The 20291-nt window shown below is 40.4% G+C and carries 11 protein-coding genes; 8 read left to right on the forward strand and 3 right to left on the reverse strand.

Annotated features, from left to right (window positions below; genetic code table 11):
• Nucleotides 1-121: 121 nt before the first annotated feature.
• The 3 genes from LQ227_RS19770 to LQ227_RS19780 are packed head-to-tail and all read right to left on the reverse strand — an operon-like array spanning nt 122 to nt 4619.
• Nucleotides 122-1060, reverse strand: a complete 939-nt coding sequence (locus LQ227_RS19770) for a glycoside hydrolase family 43 protein (RefSeq protein ID WP_230144913.1) — start codon at nt 1058-1060, stop codon at nt 122-124.
• A complete protein-coding gene (locus LQ227_RS19775) occupies nt 1061-2599 on the reverse strand; it encodes an alpha-N-arabinofuranosidase (RefSeq protein ID WP_230146668.1) in 1539 nt (512 codons plus the stop codon).
• 16 nt (nt 2600-2615) lie between these two features.
• On the reverse strand, nt 2616-4619 hold the full coding sequence (locus LQ227_RS19780; protein WP_230144915.1) for an alpha-L-arabinofuranosidase C-terminal domain-containing protein: 2004 nt from the start codon (nt 4617-4619) through the stop codon (nt 2616-2618).
• Between the two features lie 467 nt (nt 4620-5086).
• On the opposite strand from LQ227_RS19780, the gene LQ227_RS19785 reads away from it, so the two are divergent.
• The 8 genes from LQ227_RS19785 to LQ227_RS19820 all read left to right on the forward strand — a co-directional run bounded on the left by LQ227_RS19785 (nt 5087) and on the right by LQ227_RS19820 (nt 20178).
• A complete protein-coding gene (locus LQ227_RS19785; RefSeq protein ID WP_230144916.1) occupies nt 5087-7489 on the forward strand; it encodes a carboxypeptidase-like regulatory domain-containing protein in 2403 nt (800 codons plus the stop codon).
• 20 nt (nt 7490-7509) lie between these two features.
• Nucleotides 7510-9351, forward strand: coding sequence for a rhamnogalacturonan lyase (locus LQ227_RS19790; RefSeq protein WP_230150676.1), 1842 nt, complete (start codon nt 7510-7512; stop codon nt 9349-9351).
• Between the two features lie 36 nt (nt 9352-9387).
• Nucleotides 9388-10152: a rhamnogalacturonan acetylesterase gene (locus LQ227_RS19795; RefSeq protein ID WP_230150678.1), complete on the forward strand. Its 765-nt coding sequence runs from the start codon at nt 9388-9390 to the stop codon at nt 10150-10152.
• A gap of 126 nt (nt 10153-10278) precedes the next feature.
• Nucleotides 10279-11070 (forward strand): rhamnogalacturonan acetylesterase, encoded by a 792-nt coding sequence (locus LQ227_RS19800; protein ID WP_230150680.1) that lies wholly within the window; start codon nt 10279-10281, stop codon nt 11068-11070.
• Nucleotides 11071-11165: 95 nt separating this feature from the next.
• On the forward strand, nt 11166-14069 hold the full coding sequence (locus LQ227_RS19805; RefSeq protein WP_230150682.1) for a sugar-binding domain-containing protein: 2904 nt from the start codon (nt 11166-11168) through the stop codon (nt 14067-14069).
• 18 nt (nt 14070-14087) lie between these two features.
• On the forward strand, nt 14088-15215 hold the full coding sequence (locus tag LQ227_RS19810; RefSeq protein ID WP_230150684.1) for a glycoside hydrolase family 88 protein: 1128 nt from the start codon (nt 14088-14090) through the stop codon (nt 15213-15215).
• A gap of 5 nt (nt 15216-15220) precedes the next feature.
• Nucleotides 15221-17722: a glycosyl hydrolase 115 family protein gene (locus LQ227_RS19815; RefSeq protein ID WP_230150686.1), complete on the forward strand. Its 2502-nt coding sequence runs from the start codon at nt 15221-15223 to the stop codon at nt 17720-17722.
• A gap of 2 nt (nt 17723-17724) precedes the next feature.
• On the forward strand, nt 17725-20178 hold the full coding sequence (locus tag LQ227_RS19820; protein WP_230144923.1) for a glycoside hydrolase family 31 protein: 2454 nt from the start codon (nt 17725-17727) through the stop codon (nt 20176-20178).
• Nucleotides 20179-20291 lie beyond the last annotated feature (113 nt).

Consider the following 20291-nt stretch of genomic DNA (forward strand, 5'->3'; position numbering starts at 1 on the left):
ATGAATCTAGATCGTCATTTCGACTGAAGTGCAGCGGAATGGAGATCTTATTCATGAATATAGGTGGTCTGTGCGGACACAGACCACAGAGCATCAGGTATTACTTTCGCTTTCTTAATCCCTATTGCTTTAATAAGGGTTCCAGTTCTTTTTCCTTAATTGTTAATATGGTTCCGTGTCGTAAACCTTTTGGTAAGGAGATCTTATCAGAAACATCGATCCAGTTTTTTAAATCTGCAGATTGGATTGCGCCATATTTATGATCGCGGTACTTATCAAAATACACCATCCAGTTATTACCGGTTTTTAAAGTTGTTGGTCCTTCGGCCCAATAATTTCCCGTAATTGGATTTCCCGCCTTGCTGTAAGGACCAATCAATTGATCGGCATAAGCCATTTTGATATTCTTTTGAGCGGGCTCACGGGTCTCGTCTTTTAAAAACATGATAAACTGTTTCCCGTTTTTTACAATAGTGGCATCAATCACGTTAAAACCTGGATCGTAAAGCAATTTGGTTTCCGAATAGGTTTTGAAATCTTTGGTGGTAACGTAATACATACGGTGATTGTAACCGCTTTCTTCTGTTGAGGCCGTTTCATTAAACTTACCCGTAATCGTTGTAGCCCAATAAATCATATAGGTCTTGGTGCGGCTATCGTAAGTGATTTCAGGGGCCCAGGTATTTCTCGCACCATCTTCTTTAGCCATTACCGGTAAAAACTGCTGCTCGCCCCAGTTAATCAGGTCTTTCGAGCTGGCATAACCAATTCCCTTATCTTTCCAGCTTACGGTCCAAACCATATGAAATAAGCCATCAGCTCCTCGGATAATACAAGGATCTCTCATCAATTTATCTTTGCTTACCGTAGGCGTAAGGAACGATTGATCATTTTTAAGCGCCGTCCACTTGTATGCATCGTTACTATAGGCCAGGTGCAACCCATCTTCCCCATTACCTTTAAAATAGGCAAAGAGATAAATTTCCTTTTTCGACTGTGCCTGAGCATTAAAAAAAGCCGATAGTAAGATTATAGAAAGGTATATGAGTTTTTTCATCATTTATTTTAATTCGAGTACCACAACTGATTGCGCAGGCAACTCAACTTTAAGCGAATTTCCTGATTTTTTTGCACCGCTAAATTTAGCATTGTGCACTTTGTTCGAATCGCTAAACGTATTTACATCGGTAAGTTTGGCTGAGGTTAAAATCTGTCCTGTAACCGAGCTCCATTTTAACCCATCTAAAACGGTGCTTAAGGCAATTTTCTTGTTTGGATCTAAATTCACCAATGAAATATGGATAACGCCACTAGCATCCTGAGAGGCAGAAACATTTAAAGCCGGAATTTTTTGATCGCCCACAGTATAATCAGGACTGGTAAAGGCAATCGGTAGATATTTGGCATCCTGATGCACTTTGTACAGATCAAAAACATGATAAGTAGGGGTTAAGATCATTTTATCCTTTTCGGTTAAAATTAAGGCCTGTAATACATTAATTGTTTGTGCCAGGTTAGCTACTTTAACACGATCGGAGTGGTTATTAAAGATATTCAAAGTTGTACCAGCAATTAAAGCATCGCGTAAACTGTTCTGCTGATACAAGAAACCAGGGTTTGTTCCAGGTTCTACATCCGTCCAGATTCCCCATTCGTCAACTACTAAAGCCACTTTCTTTTTTGGATCGTATTTATCCATTATTGCGGAGTGTTTGGTTACCAGTTCTTCCATTTTTAAACAGTTTTTCATGGTCGAAAAGTATTGTGCCTCATCAAATTTGGTAGCCGATCCTTTTTTGCCCCAGTTTCCTGTTGGGATGGTGTAATAATGTAAAGTTAATCCCCACATCTGGTTGCCAATGTTTTTCATGCAGGTTTCTGTCCAGTTGTAATCGTCGGAATTTGCACCGCTGGCAATTCTTTTTAACGGAGCGCCAGGATAATTACGTGCATAAGTGGCATACCTGCGGTATAAATCAGAATAATAAGCAGGTGTCATGTTTCCTCCGCAACCCCAGCTTTCGTTTCCCACACCCCAGAAAGAAACTTTCCAGGGTTTTTCTCTACCATTTTGACTGCGGATGGCCGTCATCGGACTTACACCATCAAAGTTCAGGTATTCTACCCATTTGGCCATTTCTTCAACGGTTCCGCTGCCTACATTACCTGCAATGTATGGTTCACAATCGAGCATCTGACAGAGGTCTAGAAATTCGTGTGTACCAAAACTATTGTCTTCAGTTACGCCGCCCCAGTTGGTGTTTACCATTTTCGGACGTTGATTTCTCGGCCCTATGCCATCTCTCCAATGGTATTCATCAGCAAAACAACCACCTGGCCAACGCAGGTTTGGAACTTTTATCTTTTTTAAAGCATCTACAATATCTAAACGGATTCTTCCTTTATTGGGAATAGTCGAATTTTCATCCACCCAAAAACCATCATAAATACAGCGGCCCAAATGCTCGGAAAAATGACCGTAAATGTGCTTGCTCACTATCTGATCGCCAGCTGGTTTTATGGTTAACTGGGTTTCACTTTGTGCATGCACTAAAATAGAACTGCAGAATACAGCCGCAGATAAGATAAGTTTTTTCATCATGATCTCGTTAAATCTATTGGTTAAATGGAATTTTAATAACGTTAAAAGAATAAGGTTTTAAAGTGATGTTGAGTTTTTTGCCTTTTAGGTTGATAGCACTTTTTTGAGGGCTTACCGCTTCAGGATTTTCGAAAGAGTTGAACTGATTTAAGTTGCTACTGGCTATCTCCTCATTGGTGGCCTTATTTTTTAGCTTCATTTTCCCTTCCAGGTCGAAATCTATGTTTTGTGCCTGACCGGAGTTGTTGGCAATTTTAATGATCAGTTCTTTTTTTGTCTGATCGGTTACCGCAGAAGCGTAAAGTCCGTCCTGGCCGATAATGTTCTTCTCATCAAGCGTAATTGAAACCACATCGGTTCCTTTGTTCGTAGAAAACTGTTTCTGTACATAATAGTCAGGGGTTCCGTACGATTTCAGGTTATCTACCCAGATCATATCGGGTGCCCATTGCCAGGCATCGATATGGGCGAAAAGCGGGGCATATGAGGCCATCTGTACCACATCGGCATTGCGTTCCAAACCGGTCATCAACGAAGCTGAAGCTAAAGCACTCTGCCAGTTGTTGCGGTTGCTTCCAACTATACTATTGTCTGCATGGACCGCATATTCGCCAACAAAAACCTTTGATCCGTTTCTTGGGTAGTTATCGTAACGGCCGGCATTTTTCAAAAACCAATCGGCAGGGCGGTAATAGTGCTCATCGATAAAATCGGCATTATTGCTTCTTAAAGTAGTATTCAATAAGTTAAAACGGTCGCCATCCGGACCGGTACCAGAGCTGTAGATCAGTTTAAAATCGGGATATTTGGCTTTTATGGCCTTGGTGAAAATCTCCAGCCTTTCCAGGTACTGTGGTCCCCAGTTTTCGTTTCCAACCCCCATCATTTTTAAGTTGAAAGGTTTTGGATGGCCCAGATCTGCCCTCATTTTTCCCCATTTGGTTGTTACATCGCCATTGGCAAATTCGATCAGGTCTAATGCATCCTGAACATAGGGATCGAGTTCATCAAGTGAAGCTACTTCTGCCGAGTTAAACTGACAGGCCATACCGCAGTTTAATATCGGAAGTGCATCAGAACCTATATCTTCTGCCAGTTGGAAATATTCGAAAAAACCTAAACCAAAACTCTGGTAATAATCAGGTGCAGGGCGGTGTGCAAATTCGGTATTCCAGCGGTTCATAATCAATTGCCTGTTTTCGATCGGGCCGATGGTTTTCTTCCATTGATAACGGTTGGCCAGATCGGTACCTTCTACAATACAGCCACCAGGGAAACGGATAAAACCGGGTTTCATATCAGCCAGTAACTGTACCATATCGGCCCTTAATCCCTGTGGGCGGTTTTTCCAGGTGTCGCCTGGGAATAAAGAAATCATATCCAGATCAATGTTTCCATTTCCCTGAAACACAATCGAAAATCTGGCTTTTGGATCGGTTTCTGTCGCAGTGAAACTTGCTGATTGCTTTTTCCAATCGCCACCGGTCTGATCTGGGGTTAATCTTCCCTGTCCGATAACTTTATTATCTGCCGCCTTTAAGAGTAATGTCAACCTAACACCAGGTTTTGCTTGACGGTACATGACAGAAAAATCATATCGCATCCCCTTTTTTACGCCGATACCTTTAAATCCTTCATTTATCAACTCAAAATCATCAGTTTGTTTTTTTACCTGTAAATACCTAGGATTGGTGCTGTTTACTTCTTTACGGTTTACCACTAATACTTCACCTTCTCTTGGGTTTCTTCTAGAGATGGTCCAGCCCATCAGCGGTTTTGCAAATTCGAAAGAGCGGTTTTTGATCAGTTCGGCGTAAATGCCACCATCGGCACCAAAGTTGATGTCTTCAAAAAAAACGCCCCACATATTGGGTTGCACCTTGGCAATGTAGTGGTCTGTTTTAACTTTGATCACTTTTGCAGTTTGTGCCTGTACTTCGGAAATGTATCCGATCCCAATTGTTACATACACCAGGCATGCCGAAAACACACTTTTTACAGGGTAATTTAATTTCATACGGTTTAATATTTGGAAGATCCTAATGGTAAAAGTAAAATATTTAAAATAATAAACGTTATCTAAACATTTATTTTTTTATTCACCAACTATTTTGTTGGTAAATTCTACAATCTTAGCATCGGGGAAAATGATACAAGCATCTCAAATATGGATTGAGGTAGTAAAAGGGTTTAGTAAAGTAACTTTTTACTTGATGTTTAAAATTTATTGAGCAGAAACCTTTAAAATCTTTCTTATAACATATTGTCATCGTCAAAAAGCAGGATACTACAGGATGCACCTTAAAGATATACTATTTACATTCGACATGAATCATTTAATGGCTGCTACCCAGCGGCTGTTATGATCCGCTAACCAATAACACATGATGAGCCTTCGTTTCTTCAATATTCAAATATTGACTATTTTATTCAGCAAGGCTTTTATGTGCAAAATAGCTGGTTCACATGCTTGATAAAAGAACTATGAATCTTAAAAAATATACTTTGCTTGGCTTTTTAAGTGCAGCAACACTTTGTGGTTCGGCGCAACAAAAAGCTACAGATAAACAATCGGTTAAACTCTTTTTTGAGAAATCATACCTACAGGTAGACCGAAGTTATTACAGCACTGGCGAAGATGTATGGTTTAGCGCCTATTTGGTAAATGGAAAAAGTAGCAATTTAACCGCTACCAGCAATAATTTATATGTGGAGCTGCTTTCGCCAAAATCGGAAGTTTTAGACCGGAAAATGATCAGGTTGGATGGTGGATTGGGAAAAGGAGATTTTAAACTGAAAGATTCTATTCCTTCTGGTTGGTACGCCATTAGGGCTTATACCAATTGGATGCGAAACTTTGGCGATGATTTTGTTTTTCAAAAACGGATCCACATTAGCAATAATATTATTGAAAACGCTTCTTATTTTACCCGAAATCCGGTCAAGAAAAACGATGTTTCCAATTCGAAAAAATCGATTGCTTTTTTCCCGGAGGGCGGTTCGCTGGTTGAAGGATTAACCAGTATTGTAGCCTTTAAAACCAATGATGACATTGGAAATGGGATTAAAGCCACAGGAAGTGTAATCTCATCAAAAGGAGATACCGTAACTTCTTTTCAAAGTACCGATGCGGGCATGGGCATTTTTGCTTTTACACCCAAAACGGACGAGAAATATAAGGTTGAGGGACTTTATGGCAAAGAAAAATTTTCTTCGGAAATGCCTTTAAGCCTTAAAAAAGGCCTCTCATTACATATTACTACCGATTCTTTAAATATCAAAGCAAGTATTAGTGCTAACGAGTTAATGTTCGGCGAATTGAAGGATAAAAGCATTTCGCTTGTAATTAAACATGCAGGCGATAACATTTATTCGGGATCGATCAAATTAAGTAAAGCTATAGTATCGGTATCAATCCCAACAAAAGGTTTTCCGAACGGTATTGCAAGCATAACCCTGCTAGATGACCAGAACAGGCCTAATTGTGAACGGCTTATTTTTATACAAGACGAAAATAAGGTTAGTTTTTCAATAACCCCAAACAAAGCCATTTATAAACCAAGAGAAAAAGTGCTTATTAAGGTAAAAGCGACCAATTTTCTTGGTCAGCCAGCTAAAACAGCGTTTTCCTTAGCTGCTGTTGATGGACTTATTCCAGATGATGGAAATGATATCGTGTCTTATTTGATGCTGCAATCGGAAGTAAAGGGAGATATTAAAAATGCTGCACAATATTTTGATGCTAAAAACCCATCTCGTTTAAAACAGCTCGACTTATTGTTGCTTACCCAGGGCTGGAGAGATTATATCTGGAGAAAACTGGCCGACTCGGCTATTAAAATAAGTTATTTGCCCGAACCTGGCATAACAATTAAAGGAATGGTAAGAGAGAAACTGGCCGATAAACCCATTCCGAATATGAATATTACCCTGTTTGGCACCAACTTTACAGGTAATAAAATCTTTACGACGAAAACCGATCAGAGCGGACGTTATTTTCTGGATGGGTTGAGTTGGTATGGCAATCAGCAGGTAAAAATTTCATCAAAAGATGATAAAGGGAAAAAGGGTGGCTGGCTGCAGATCGATACGCTGATTAAACCTTTAAATTTAGCGCCGTTAAAAACAATCTCACCTGGAATTTCGAACACCTTGAACGTAGAAATCGGTAAACGTATGGATTATAACCGCACTTACAAGTTTGGCGATTCGATCAGTTTAAACGATATAGAAATTAAGGCCGCCCAGAATAACAAGGTAGTACTGTTTCAGGATGTACTTACCTCATTTGGGTATCCTGAGGAAGTTTTCAACATTACAGCAGCCGATTATTCTTACAAGGGATTGGAACATTTTCTGTTAACAAAGGCTAAAGGAAGTTATCCGGCAGAAGATAACGATAGTTTGGGTAATGAAGGAGTCACCTTTATCGCCAATGGAAAAAAAGTTAGGCCGGTTATTAAAGTAAACAACAGGCAAGAGCTCTTTACCGAACGCCTAGATTACTACAGTTTAACGATGGATCAGATTAACCAGGTTAGAATTCAGCATTTATTAAACAGTACCGGAAAAGATGTGTACCTCATCAGCCTTAATTTAAAGGATGAAGCTTTACGTGGACCAAATTTAGACTTATTGAACCTCAATTTAAACGGTTATTATGCCGCAAGAACTTTTTACTCGCCAAATTACAGCAGCCCGGCAACACCAAATAAAGATTTACGTACCACCATTTTCTGGGCACCAGCTGTAAAAACCAACGAAAATGGTGAAGCAACTATCACTTATTTTAATGGAGATAACAAAGCCGATATTTTGATCAAAGCCGATGGAATTACCGATAAAGGAGTGGCTGTAGCGGCGAAAACAGGCTATAAAGTTCAATAACCAATCAGAGATAAGCTATTATGATCAAAACCATTATAATCTTCAGTTTCAGTTTATTCTTTGCTACACAGCTTTTCGCTCAGCGCCAAATGGAAAAATTGGGACGTGGTGTAATTGCCGTACGGCAGAATAGCGATTCTGTTTATGTAGGCTGGCGAATGTTGGGTACCGATGCCGATGACATTGCTTTTAACCTATACCGCAAAAGCGGAAATAATGAAGCCATAAAACTCAACCACGATCCGATTACCAAGAACACCAATTTTGTAGATGCAGGGGTTAAATTCGATCTTCCGAACAGCTATTTCGTAAAACCCATTTTAAAAGGCAGTGAATTGGAAGCCAGTAAATCTTTTACGTTGCCAGCCAAGCCACCTATTCAGCAATATTTAACTATTTCTTTGAAAACACCAGCTGGTTATTCGCCTAACGATGCTTCGGTAGGCGATTTAGATGGAGATGGTGAATATGAAATTGTGTTGCACCAAACTGGCCGGAGCAGGGATAATTCATCAAACGGTATTACCGATCCGCCGATTTTTCAAGCCTATAAATTAGATGGAACTTTTTTGTGGGAGATTAATTTAGGGAAAAACATCCGCGAAGGCGCTCATTATACCCAATTTATGGTGTACGATCTGGATGGTGATGGTATTGCCGAAATGGTATGTAAAACTGCCGATGGAACGGTAGATGGCAAAGGAAAAGTAATTGGCGATGCGACTAAAGATTGGCGCAATCCCAACGGTAAAATATTGGATGGCCCTGAATTTTTAACGGTATTTAGCGGTAAAACGGGACAGGCATTAGCCACAACAGATTATATTCCTGCCCGTGGCAATATTGGTGCCTGGGGTGGTAGAGGTGGGAACGGAAAAAACGATAATACGGGTAACCGTGTAGATCGGTTTAATGCCTGCGTGGCCTATTTAGATGGTATCCACCCAAGTGTAGTGATGTGCAGGGGTTATTACGGCCGAACGGTTTTGGCGGCCTGGGACTGGCGTAATGGCAAACTAACTTCAAGATGGGTATTTGATACTAAAGATGCTAAAAATCCATTTTCAGGACAAGGAAATCACAATCTTACGGTTGCAGATGTAAATGGCGATGGAAAAGATGAAATTATTTACGGTTCGATGTGTGTAGATGATAATGGAAAGGGATTGTACACTACGGGCTTAAGGCATGGTGATGCCATTCATGTTTCAGACCTTGATCCGGAACACCCAGGTTTGGAAGTTTTTGGTGTACACGAAATAGAAGAAGGTACAAAAGGCCCAGGAGTTGCGGTTTATGATGCCAAAACAGGCAAAATATTATGGGAAGGATCGCAAGATGAAGATGTGGGCAGAGGTGTGGCCGATAATATCGATAATACGCGTTTTGGTGCACAAATGTGGTGGTCGGGATCCAATGGATTATTTGATATCAAGGGCAATCGGATCGGTAATCAGCCCCGATCAACCAATTTTTTAATTTATTGGGATGGTGATTTATCAAGGGAGCTTTTAGATGGTAACCACATCGATAAATACAACGGAGGACGGCTTTTTACGGCAGATGGATCTGTTTCTAATAACGGAACTAAATCTACCCCTGCTTTAAGTGCTGATATTTTTGGCGATTGGCGTGAAGAATTGATTTTAAGGTCTTATGATAACCAAAGCCTTAGAATTTACACCACAACTATCCCGACTGAATACCGCAACTTTACCTTAATGCACGACCCGCAGTACCGCTTAAGCATTGCCTGGCAAAATGATGGTTATAACCAGCCACCACATACAGGTTTTTATTTCGGTTTCGGAATGAAGAAAGCACCAAAACCTAACATTGTACTTATTGAATCCAAAAAATAATCATGTGCACCATAAATAAATTTTAACAGAACAAGAATGAAAAAATATAGCTTTATCCTGGCGGGAATGATCATCGTCATTTCTTCTTTTGCCTTTATCGCTCAGCATAAACCCGCATTACATACCATTGGCGATTCTACAGTCCGCAACTCGAACAAAGAAACCTGGGGCTGGGGAACACCGATTGCTTCTTTATTTGATACCACAAAAATCCATGTAGAAAACAATGCAATGGCCGGAAGAAGTACCCGTACGTTTTTGTCGGAGGGCAGGTGGGATAAAGTTCTGGAGACATTAAAACCGGGTGATTTCGTTACCATGCAATTCGGTCACAATGATGGAAGTGTTCCTGATACTACAAAAGCAGGTAGAAGAGGTGTGTTAAAAGGAACTGGCGAAGAAACTAAAGTATTAACCTGGCCAGATGGAAAGGTAGAAACTGTACATACCTATGGCTGGTATATCCGCAAATTTGTGCGTGAAACCAAGGCAAAAGGCGCCACACCAATTGTGCTTTCCATGATCCCCAGAAATGTTTTTAAAAATGGTAAAGTAGTACGTGCCAATAACGATTTCGGGAAATGGGCAGCTGATGTAGCCAAAGAAGAAAATGCGTATTTTGTAGACCTGAATAAAATAACGGCTGATAAATATGATATGCTCGGTCCAGATAAAGTAAAATTCTATTTCCCAGGTGACCATACCCATACCAATTTAGAAGGCGCAAAAGTTAACGCCGCATCTGTTGTGGAAGGAATCAGGGAATTAAAAGATTGTAATTTGAAAAAGTATCTGCTTTAATAAAGGAGAAAGACTAAAGCTAAAAGACCAAAGGCAATATAAATCTGTGTAATCCCACAATCGGTGTAATCATCCCGAAGGCTGCAATAAATTAATCCGTATAATCAACCCCGAAGGGCAATAATCATGAAATCAACAAAATACCTACCCCTCATTCTCTTAACTGCTTTTATTGTTTTTTCTTCCTGCATTATCTTAAAACAGCAGTCAAAACCCACTCTATTCCTCATTGGCGATTCGACTGTTAAAAACGGAAAAGGCAAAGGTGATGGCGCTTTATGGGGCTGGGGAAGTTTTATCGGAGATTTGTTTAATAACGAAAAAATCAATGTCGAAAACAATGCACTTGGCGGTACCAGCAGCCGTACTTTTCAAACCAATGGTTTGTGGGATGCGGTTTTGGCTAAGGTGAAGAAAGGCGATTTTGTGATGATGCAGTTTGGCCATAACGATAGCAGCCCATTAGACGATACCGCCCGTGCCCGTGGTACCATAAAGGGCATCGGAACGGAAAGCAAGGAAATTTACAACCCGATCAGGAAAAAGCAGGAAGTGGTGTATACCTACGGTTGGTACCTGCGCAAATTTATCAGCGATATTAAAGCTAAAGGCGCAACAGCGATTGTATGTTCACCGATTCCACGCAATCCGGTTAAAGATAATGCCGTAATTTTAGCCAACGATAGTTACGCAGGTTGGGCCGAAGAGGTGGCAAAAGCCGAAAAAGTCGATTTCATTCCATTGAATCAGATTATTAAAGATAAATATGCTGCTTTAAGCGCGACTGCGGTAAAAGCATTTTTTACCGAGAAAGATCATACACACACTAACGAAGCAGGAGCGAAATTAAATGCTGCCGCTGTTGTAGAAGGCCTAAAGAAATTAAAAAACAATAAACTGAATAGCTACCTGAAATAAGCCATCGGGCAGGATACTACAGGATGCTTTCCTGCCAATATTGTGTTATTTTAACCGCCTAACCAAATACCGGCGGTGATAAACCGTTCAATTTTATGCAGATACAGATTAACCGAGTTTTCAAAGTAATATTGGGCATTGCTTTTATATTCTTAAGCATCACGCAGATGCATGCCCAGAGCATTTCGCTTGCTGGCAAATGGCGTTTCAAAATTGATGCTAAAGATGAAGGTGTAAAAGGAAAATGGTATTCAACCGTTCTTCCCGAATCCGTTAATCTGCCAGGCTCAATGGCCGAAAACTTAAAGGGCGATGACATTACCCTCAAAACAAAATGGACCGGAAGTATTTATGATAGCTCATACTTTTTTCATCCCCGTTTAGAAAAATACCGTAAACCAGGTAATATAAAAATACCTTTCTGGTTAACGCCAGCCAAACATTATACGGGCGCAGCATGGTATCAAAAAGATATCGAAATTCCTGCCAATTGGAAGGGAAAAAGACTGGTGTTATCTTTAGAATATCCCCATTCAGAAACAAGGGTTTGGATAGATGATATCGAAATCGGAACGCAGTATACCTTTGTGGTTGCGCAAAATTTCGAACTCCCGGCAAATTTAAAAGCGGGAAAACATACCATCACTTTATTGATCGATAACCGCATCAAAGCGATAAATGTGGGGCAGGATTCACATAGTTTAACCGATCACACTCAAGGGAACTGGAATGGCGTAGTTGGAAAAATGGAGGTAATTGCCGGTTCGCCTGTTTATTTTGAAGATATTCAGGTTTATTCCGATTTAAAGAACAAATCTGCGAAGATTAAAATCCAGCTTAAAGCTAATGCTAAGCAATCCTCTACCGGGAAAATTACGCTTGCTGCTACAACTTTCAATACCAAAAATTCACTTCAGGTTAAGCCTGTAACAGCAGCTTATCAAATTACTAATGGTGACGGTGCTCTGGAAATCAATTTGCCAATGGGCGATAAAATAGCCACCTGGGATGAGTTCGATCCGGCATTATACCGTTTAACAGCTACTTTACTATCGAAAGATGGCAAAAAAGACGAGAAAAAGGTGCAATTTGGCATGCGTGAGTTTAAAGCCGTAGGCAGAACTTTTGAAATTAACGGCCGCCCGGTTTTTTTACGTGGAACGGTTAACAATTGCGAATTTCCGTTAACCGGTTATCCATCAATGGACGTTGCCGCATGGGTACGTATTTTTAAAATTTCAAAGGCTCACGGGTTAAACCACATGCGTTTCCATTCGTTTTGCCCACCAGAAGCTGCTTTTATTGCTGCAGATCAAATCGGCTTTTATCTTCAGCCAGAAGGACCAAGCTGGGCCAATCATGGTTCATCTATCGGAGATGGAAAACCGATTGATCAGTTTATCTACGACGAAACCAACCGCATGACCAAAAACTATGGCAATTATGCCTCTTTTTGCATGATGGCCTATGGAAATGAACCACGTGGCAAACAAGTGGAGTACCTTACCAAATTCAATAATTATTGGAAAGCTAAAGATTCCAGAAGATTATATACCGGAGCATCAGTGGGTGGTAGCTGGCCAGTTATTCCGAATAACGAATTTATGGTACGTGCGGGTGCCAGGGGCTTAGATTGGGGCAGAAAACCAGAAAGTATTTCTACCTATGCCAAACAGATCGAACAGTTTACCGTGCCTTTTGTAGCACACGAAATGGGCCAGTATTGTGCTTTCCCCAATTTCGATGAAATAAAAAAATATACTGGTGTTTATCGTGCGAAAAACTTTGAGATGTTTCAGGAAGATCTTAAAGACCACGATATGGGCGATCAGGGACATGACTTTTTAATGGCTTCGGGTAAATTACAAGCCCTTTGTTATAAAAATGAAATCGAAAAAGCATTGCGCACGCCGAATTACAATGGCTATCAGTTATTGTCGCTAAATGATTATCCGGGACAGGGAACAGCACTTGTAGGCGTATTGGATGCCTTTTGGGATGAAAAAGGTTATATTAGCGCTAAAGAATTCAAACGTTTTTCTAATAGCACAGTGCCTTTGCTAAAAGTTTCAAAGTTTGTTTTTACCAATAATGAAACCTTAACAGCTGCGGTAGAAGTAGCACATTTCGGAAAGGCGCCTATTGAAAATGCAAAACTCTCCTGGACACTCAAAGATGAAAGCGGCACAAATGTGGCAAAAGGTATTTTCAATCCTAAAACTTTAGCTGTTACCAACTGTATTGCGATTGGAGAAATTAAATTTCCCCTAAATAATATTACAAAAGCAACAAAACTCAAACTGGAGGTTACCATTGATGGAACTGAATTTGCCAACGATTGGAGTTTTTGGGTTTACCCTGCGCAATTGCCACAGATTAAAAGCAATGTATACTACTGTACCAGTTTAGACGACAAAGCACAGGCCGTTTTGGCCGAAGGAGGCAATGTTTTTCTCAATGCAGCAGGCAAAGTGGTGAAAGGGAAAGAAGTGGTGCAAACTTTTCTGCCTGTTTTTTGGAATACTTCGTGGTTTAAAATGCGCCCGCCACATACTTTAGGTATTTTATGTGATCCAAAAAACGCCGCTTTTAACAATTTCCCGACCGATTTCCACAGCGATATGCAGTGGTGGGAAATTGTAAACAAATCGCAGGTAATGAATCTCGAAGATTTTCCTTCAGGATTTAAGCCAATTATTCAACCAATTGATACCTGGTTTTTGAATCGCCGTTTGGCGCTGGTTTTCGAAGCAAAGATAGGAAAGGGGAAATTAGTGGTTTCGAGTGCCAACCTCTCACCTGATTTAAAAGAGGCTCCTGCTGCACAACAACTTTATTTCAGTTTACAGCAGTATATGATGTCTGCCCAGTTTAATCCAAAATACGAAGTGGCTTTTAATACCGTAAAAGATATCTTCGAAAGTCCATCGAAAATTCAGTTCGATACCTTTACGAAAGATAGTCCGGATGAGTTAAAAGTAAAACCAAAAACCAATTAAGATAAGCGAAATACCAACATGAAGAAATTTATATTCAGCGCTGCAATAATATTCAGTATATCTCTCCAACTAGTTTTGGCACAGAAAATCCCTAATAAAAAAGAGGTTTTAAAAGTATTAAAATCAACTAATGCTTATTTTATGAATAAGTGGCCTGATGCAGGGAAATCAATCATAACCAATAGGGAGCGGCCAAGCAATATCTGGACAAGGGCAGTGTATTACGAAGGATTGATGAATCTTTATAAAATCCATCATGAAAAAGAATATTACGATTATGCCGTTCAATGGGGCCAAAAACACAATTGGGGTTTAAGAAATGGTATTACTACAAAAAATGCTGACGACCAGGCCTGTGGGCAGACTTATATCGATCTTTACCTTATTGATAAACAACCCGAACGCATTAAAGACATTAAAGCTTCTATTGATCTGGTAATCAAATCGGGCAAGGTAAACGATTGGACCTGGATTGATGCGATCCAAATGGGAATGCCTGTTTTTGCCAGACTGGGTAAATTATACAACGATACCACCTACTACAATTACATGTACAAAATGTATATGCATTCCAAAAATACTGAGGGTGGAGGTTTGTACAATGTCAAAGATGGTCTTTGGTGGCGCGATAAAGATTTTGTGCCCCCTTATAAAGAACCTAATGGCGAAGATTGTTATTGGTCTAGAGGAAACGGATGGGTGGTAGCCGCATTGGTGCGCGTATTGGAAATTATCCCTGAAAATGAAGCTCACCGCAATGAATATTTAAAAACCTATCACGAGATGATCAAAGCCTTGGTGCCCATTCAACGTGCTGATGGTTTCTGGAACGTAAGTTTGCATGATGCGACACATTTTGGTGGTAAAGAAACTTCGGGCACTGCTTTGTTTGTATATGGCATGGCCTGGGGCGTAAATCAAGGTGTTTTAGATAAGGCTACTTACCTGCCTATCATCACCAAAGCCTGGAACGCCATGGCGAAAGATGCGGTTCAAAAAAACGGTTTTATTGGTTATATGCAAGGAACTGGGAAAGAGCCGAAAGACGGACAGCCGGTAAGTTATACCAGCGTTCCCGATTTTGAAGATTATGGTTTGGGTTGTTTCTTATTGGCCGGAACAGAGGTATACAAGCTTAAAAAGTAATTAAAATGAATTTCAGAAATCTAGCTGGCTTATCGGTAGTGATGTTGTTATTCCTGCTGCCCAAACAAAATATGGCGCAAGGGGCGGGCCTCGCTGTTTCTGAAATTAACAGTGTTTCATCTTTCCCGATTGTGGATGGAGGAAAAGCAGCCTCAATTTATATCGATGAAAAAGATGCTGAAGTTGTTGGAATCGCTGCTGAGGCTTTTAAGGGTGATATTCACTTGTTAACGGGAACAACAAGTCAGGTTTTGAAAAATAATCCCGTTTTAAGTGCTCATCCCATTATTATTGGTACGATAGGACAGTCGTTTTATATCGATCAGTTAATCAAAGCTGGGAAAATCAACCGCACTGCTTTATCAGGTAAATGGGAAACTTTTTCTGTTTCAGTAATCGAAAATCCGTTAAAAGGCGTAAAAAGGGCATTAGTAATTGCTGGCAGCGATAGGCGTGGGACTGCTTATGGCGTTTTTCAGTTGTCTAGGATGCTCGGTGTATCTCCCCTATGTTGGTGGGCTGATGTGAAACCTGCAACAAAAAAATCGTTATATGTAAAAGCTGGTCAGCCTTTGGTAGAATCGCCATCGGTTAAATACCGCGGTATTTTTATTAATGATGAAGATTGGGGCATCCAGCCCTGGGCTGCTAAAATGATGGATACTGATGTGAAAGATATCGGCCCAAAAACTTATACTAAAATATTCGAGCTGCTACTTAGGCTAAAAGCTAACTACATCTGGCCAGGCATGCATCCTTCAACCAAAGCGTTTTATCATTATGGCAATAATCCCGTAATGGCGGATAAATATGCCATTATTTTAGGTTCAAGTCATTGTGAGCCCATGCTACGGAACAATGTTTTCGAATGGGCTGAGAATTTCGAGCATGAATATGGTAAAAAACCAGGCGAATGGCGCTACGATCTGAATAAAAATGAAATTGCAAACTATTGGACCGACCGTGTAAAACAAGCAAAAAATTACGAATCAATTTATACTGTAGGGATGCGTGGTATTCACGATGGTAGCATGCCCGGACCGAAAGATAAAAATGAAAAAGTGAAATTATTGGGCGAGGTAATTGCAGATCAACGTACCATTCTCAGCAAGAATATTACTAAACCCGTAAGTTCTATCCCACAGATTTTTTGCCCCTACAAGGAAGTATTATCTTTATACCAGGCTGGTTTAAAACTACCTGATGATGTGACCATTGTTTGGGCCGACGATAACCACGGTTATATCCGTCAGCTTTCTAACCCTGAAGAGCAAAAACGCTCGGGTGGAAGCGGGGTGTACTACCATATCTCTTATTGGGGTGCTCCACAAGATTATTTGTGGCTTTCTTCAATTTCTCCATCGTTAATTTCGTATGAGTTAAGCAAAGCTTACCAGTATAAAGCCGACCGACTTTGGGTTATCAATGTGGGTGATATTAAGCCTGCCGAAATGGAAACGCAGTTTGCCATGGATTTGGCCTGGAATGTAAACCAGTGGAAACCCGAAAATGCGAATAAATATGCCGAAAGTTGGGCTGCTGAGACTTTCGGAGCTGAATTTGCAAAACCTATTGCCGAAATAAAAGCTGTTTATTACCGCTTGGCACAGGCTGCTAAGCCTGAGCATATGGCCAGTGTTAATTTTACTGATGCCCAGGCTGAAGAACGTTTGGCTGCATATCAAAAGATTTATGATCAGGCCAAAAGTTTAAATAATCAGATGCCAGCACGTTTAAAAGATGCCTTTTTTGAATTAATCCTGTACCCTGTTGAAGGTGCCTTGCTGATGAACCAGAAGATTTTATATGCAAAGAAAAGTCTGGTCTTAGCCGCTAACGGCGATCAATCGGCTTTAACTTATTCTAAAAAATCAACAGCTGCTTTTGATCAGATTCAGTTGATTACCAAAAAATACAATGAAGAAATTGCAGGCGGCAAGTGGAACGGAATGATGAGCTGGAAGCCACGTGATTTAGCTGTTTTTAAAATGCCAAAAGTGGCCGATGCTGTAACGGCGAAATCATCAGACATTACCGAGAAATCTGAAGATAAAATTATTGTAAGTGCGGCTAAATATGCCGAGAAATCAGTGCCGAAGGGTTTATCTTTACAAACCCTAAAAGGACTTGGTTTAGGTGGCGATGGTATTTCTCTTTACCCTTTTACTTTTAAGCCATTCGGGGAAACATCGCTTCAAAATGCTGCCTTCACTATTTACGAAGTTGATTTTAAAACACAGGGCGAACACCAGATCGAAGTGAAGTGTTTGCCTACCCAGGGCGTTAATAATGGCATTAAAGTGCGTTATGCCATTTCGGTAAACAACGACAAGCCGCAGATCATTAATATTTCTCCCGCTTCAGAAAATAATATCTGGAAACAGAATGTATTACAGGGTTACGCTTCGGGCACAACCAAACACGAGATTAATAAAACAGGTAAATCGACTGTGAAAATTTATATGCTGGATCCGGGCTTGGTAATTAACCAGTTGGAAATACAATAAATATGATGAAGAAACTTTTGGCTTTTGCCCTATCCTTAATTTTTATGCTTGCCATCGCCAGGGCACAAAATATTGGCGATTATAAATCTGGTTTTAAGAAAACGGGCAATACCATTTCATTTTTAACCACAAGGGGAGAAGTGAAATTGGAGTTCTGTACATCAGAAATTTTCAGGATCAGAACCAGCTGGAATGGGAAATTCGAAGCCAAGGAAAACCTGATGGTGATTAACTACAACTGGGCCAATGTAGCGGTTAAAGTTTCGGATAAAAAAGATCATTTCTTGCTTGCCACTTCAAAATTGGTGGTTAAATTATATAAAACCCCTTTCAGAATTGATGTTTTTGACGTCAAAGGTAAATTGCTGAGCAGTGAAGTCAATGGATCAGTAAATAAAGAAAATACGCAGGTTGGGGTAACCAAAAAACTGCAGGCCGATGAACATTTCTTCGGGTTTGGCGAGCGCATGGATTTTATGGATCGCCGCTTTAAAAAAGTAACTTTAAATGTTGGGCGTGGTAAAGGTTTGCCGCATGCCATTGGTGCTTATAATATATTGGAAGCCAACTATTGTCCGGTTCCGTTTTTCATGAGTACAAAAGGTTATGGCATTTTCCTGCATAATTCTTTTGCTACCGAATGGGATATGGGCGCTTCTAAAAAAGATCAGTACAGTTTTAAAGCTGCTGATGGCGAATTGGATTACTATTTCATGTATGGGCCAACTTTTCCGGCTATTTTAGATCATTATACCAGGATTACAGGCAAATCGCCGATGTTGCCACAGTTTGCTTTAGGCTTACATGCAGGTACCTATAGTGGAGGTACATGGGGTTATGAGGCAAAAACTTCCGATCATTATGTGGTTGAGCTGGCAAAAAAATACCGGTCGTTAGGCATTCCAGTTGATCTGCTTTGGTTAGATTCTACCTGGCGTTTATTTGGTGAAAATGGTGGTAAAGGTGCCACTTCTTTCGAATGGAGAGAAACCTTTAAAGATCCAAAATCGATGTTCGATAGCATTTACGCCATGAACTATAAAATGGTTGGATTGCACCTTCGTCCACGGTTTGATAATGCCAAAAAGTTAAACCTGTTAGATCAGGCCAGAGCGCAGGGTTATACTTATCCAGAAAATGGTAAACCCGGCGAATTTGTAAACTTTTTTGATGAAAAGGCCACGCAATGGTGGTGGGACAATGGTGTAATGCGGGTAGCAAAATTAGGCGCTAAATTCTTAAAAACGGATGAAGGTAGTGCGTTTGGATCTTTAGCCAACGAAAGTGAGAAGGTTGGTCCAACAGGGAAAGATGCAGAACGTTTGCACAATCTTTTTCCTATAGCTTATGCCAAAGCACCGTTTTTGGAGTTTGAAAAGTTTAATGGTTTTAGGGGATTAAATCAAACCCGGGAAGGTTATTCGGGCATTCAGCGTTATCCATATATTTTTGCAGGCGATTGGCCTAGCGAATGGCAATACTTTGCTCCGGTAATTAAAGCTGGATTAAATGTTGGTCTTTCGGGCGTAGGTTCATGGGCGCATTGTATGGGCGGTTTCGAACATCAGGCCGATCCGGAGCTGTATATCCGTTGGGTGCAATTTGGGATGTTCAGTCCGATTGCACTTGTTTTTGGGATGGATCATCCCGGTTATAAAGAACCCTGGAAATATGGCGAAGACGCTTTGCGTAATTTCAAAAAATACGATCTGTTGCGTTACCGTTTATTTCCTTATATGTACACCAGTATGCATCAGCAATACGAAACGGGTTTGCCCATGATGAGGGCTTTGGTACTCAACCATCAGGATGATGAAAATGTGTACGAAATTGGCGATCAGTATATGTTTGGCGACAATTTAATGGTTGCCCCGGTAACCACCAAAGGTGCCATTACCCGTTCGGTTTATTTACCTGAAGGTATCTGGTTTAACTATTGGACGAACGAAAAATATGAAGGCAAAAGTTATCACCATGTGGTAGCACCTTTAGATACCATTCCTTTGTTTGTAAAGGCGGGAAGCATTATTCCGATGCAGCCAGAAATGGCCTACAGTGGCGAAAAACCGGTTGATGTGATTACCCTGGATGTTTTTCCTTATGGAACTTCTAAATATGATATGTACGAAGACGATAATTTAAGCGCTGCATACAAAACAGGGAACTTTGCTTTAACCAAGATCACTTCTTCATTAACAGCATCGGATTTAACGCTGAAAGTGGCTAAACCAACAGGTAGTTTTAAGCCAACTAAACATAAATACCTGGCTAAAATACATTGGACAGGAAAGGCAGGTCCTAATGGTGTTTCAGAAAATGGTGCTAAATTGAAAGTTTTAAAAACACCAGATCAATTGGATAAAACTGATGGCTGGTTTTATGATATAAAAAATAAGATGCTTTGGATTAAATCAGCCGGAGATAACAGTGCTGATTTGAGCTTTGTAGTGAATTAATGGGGGGCGTGGAGGAATAATTGAAAAGATGTCATCCTGAGCGTAGTCGAAGGACAATCTTTTCAATTATTTAATGCATAGGTCTTCGACTACGCTCAGACTGACAACGATTT

Origin of the sequence: Pedobacter sp. Bi27, assembly GCF_918698255.1 — a bacterium.
Classification (GTDB): Bacteria; Bacteroidota; Bacteroidia; order Sphingobacteriales; family Sphingobacteriaceae; genus Pedobacter.

Bases quoted from the DNA above. Each gene is read 5' to 3' on its own strand.
- LQ227_RS19795 (WP_230150678.1), top strand. From the start codon at position 9,388: ATGAAAAAATATAGCTTTATCCTGGCGGGAATGATCATCGTCATTTCT.
- LQ227_RS19785 (WP_230144916.1), top strand. From the start codon at position 5,087: ATGAATCTTAAAAAATATACTTTGCTTGGCTTTTTAAGTGCAGCAACA.
- LQ227_RS19815 (WP_230150686.1), top strand. From the start codon at position 15,221: ATGAATTTCAGAAATCTAGCTGGCTTATCGGTAGTGATGTTGTTATTC.
- LQ227_RS19810 (WP_230150684.1), top strand. From the start codon at position 14,088: ATGAAGAAATTTATATTCAGCGCTGCAATAATATTCAGTATATCTCTC.
- LQ227_RS19790 (WP_230150676.1), top strand. From the start codon at position 7,510: ATGATCAAAACCATTATAATCTTCAGTTTCAGTTTATTCTTTGCTACA.
- LQ227_RS19770 (WP_230144913.1), bottom strand. From the start codon at position 1,060: ATGATGAAAAAACTCATATACCTTTCTATAATCTTACTATCGGCTTTT.
- LQ227_RS19800 (WP_230150680.1), top strand. From the start codon at position 10,279: ATGAAATCAACAAAATACCTACCCCTCATTCTCTTAACTGCTTTTATT.
- LQ227_RS19775 (WP_230146668.1), bottom strand. From the start codon at position 2,599: ATGAAAAAACTTATCTTATCTGCGGCTGTATTCTGCAGTTCTATTTTA.
- LQ227_RS19805 (WP_230150682.1), top strand. From the start codon at position 11,166: ATGCAGATACAGATTAACCGAGTTTTCAAAGTAATATTGGGCATTGCT.
- LQ227_RS19780 (WP_230144915.1), bottom strand. From the start codon at position 4,619: ATGAAATTAAATTACCCTGTAAAAAGTGTGTTTTCGGCATGCCTGGTG.
- LQ227_RS19820 (WP_230144923.1), top strand. From the start codon at position 17,725: ATGATGAAGAAACTTTTGGCTTTTGCCCTATCCTTAATTTTTATGCTT.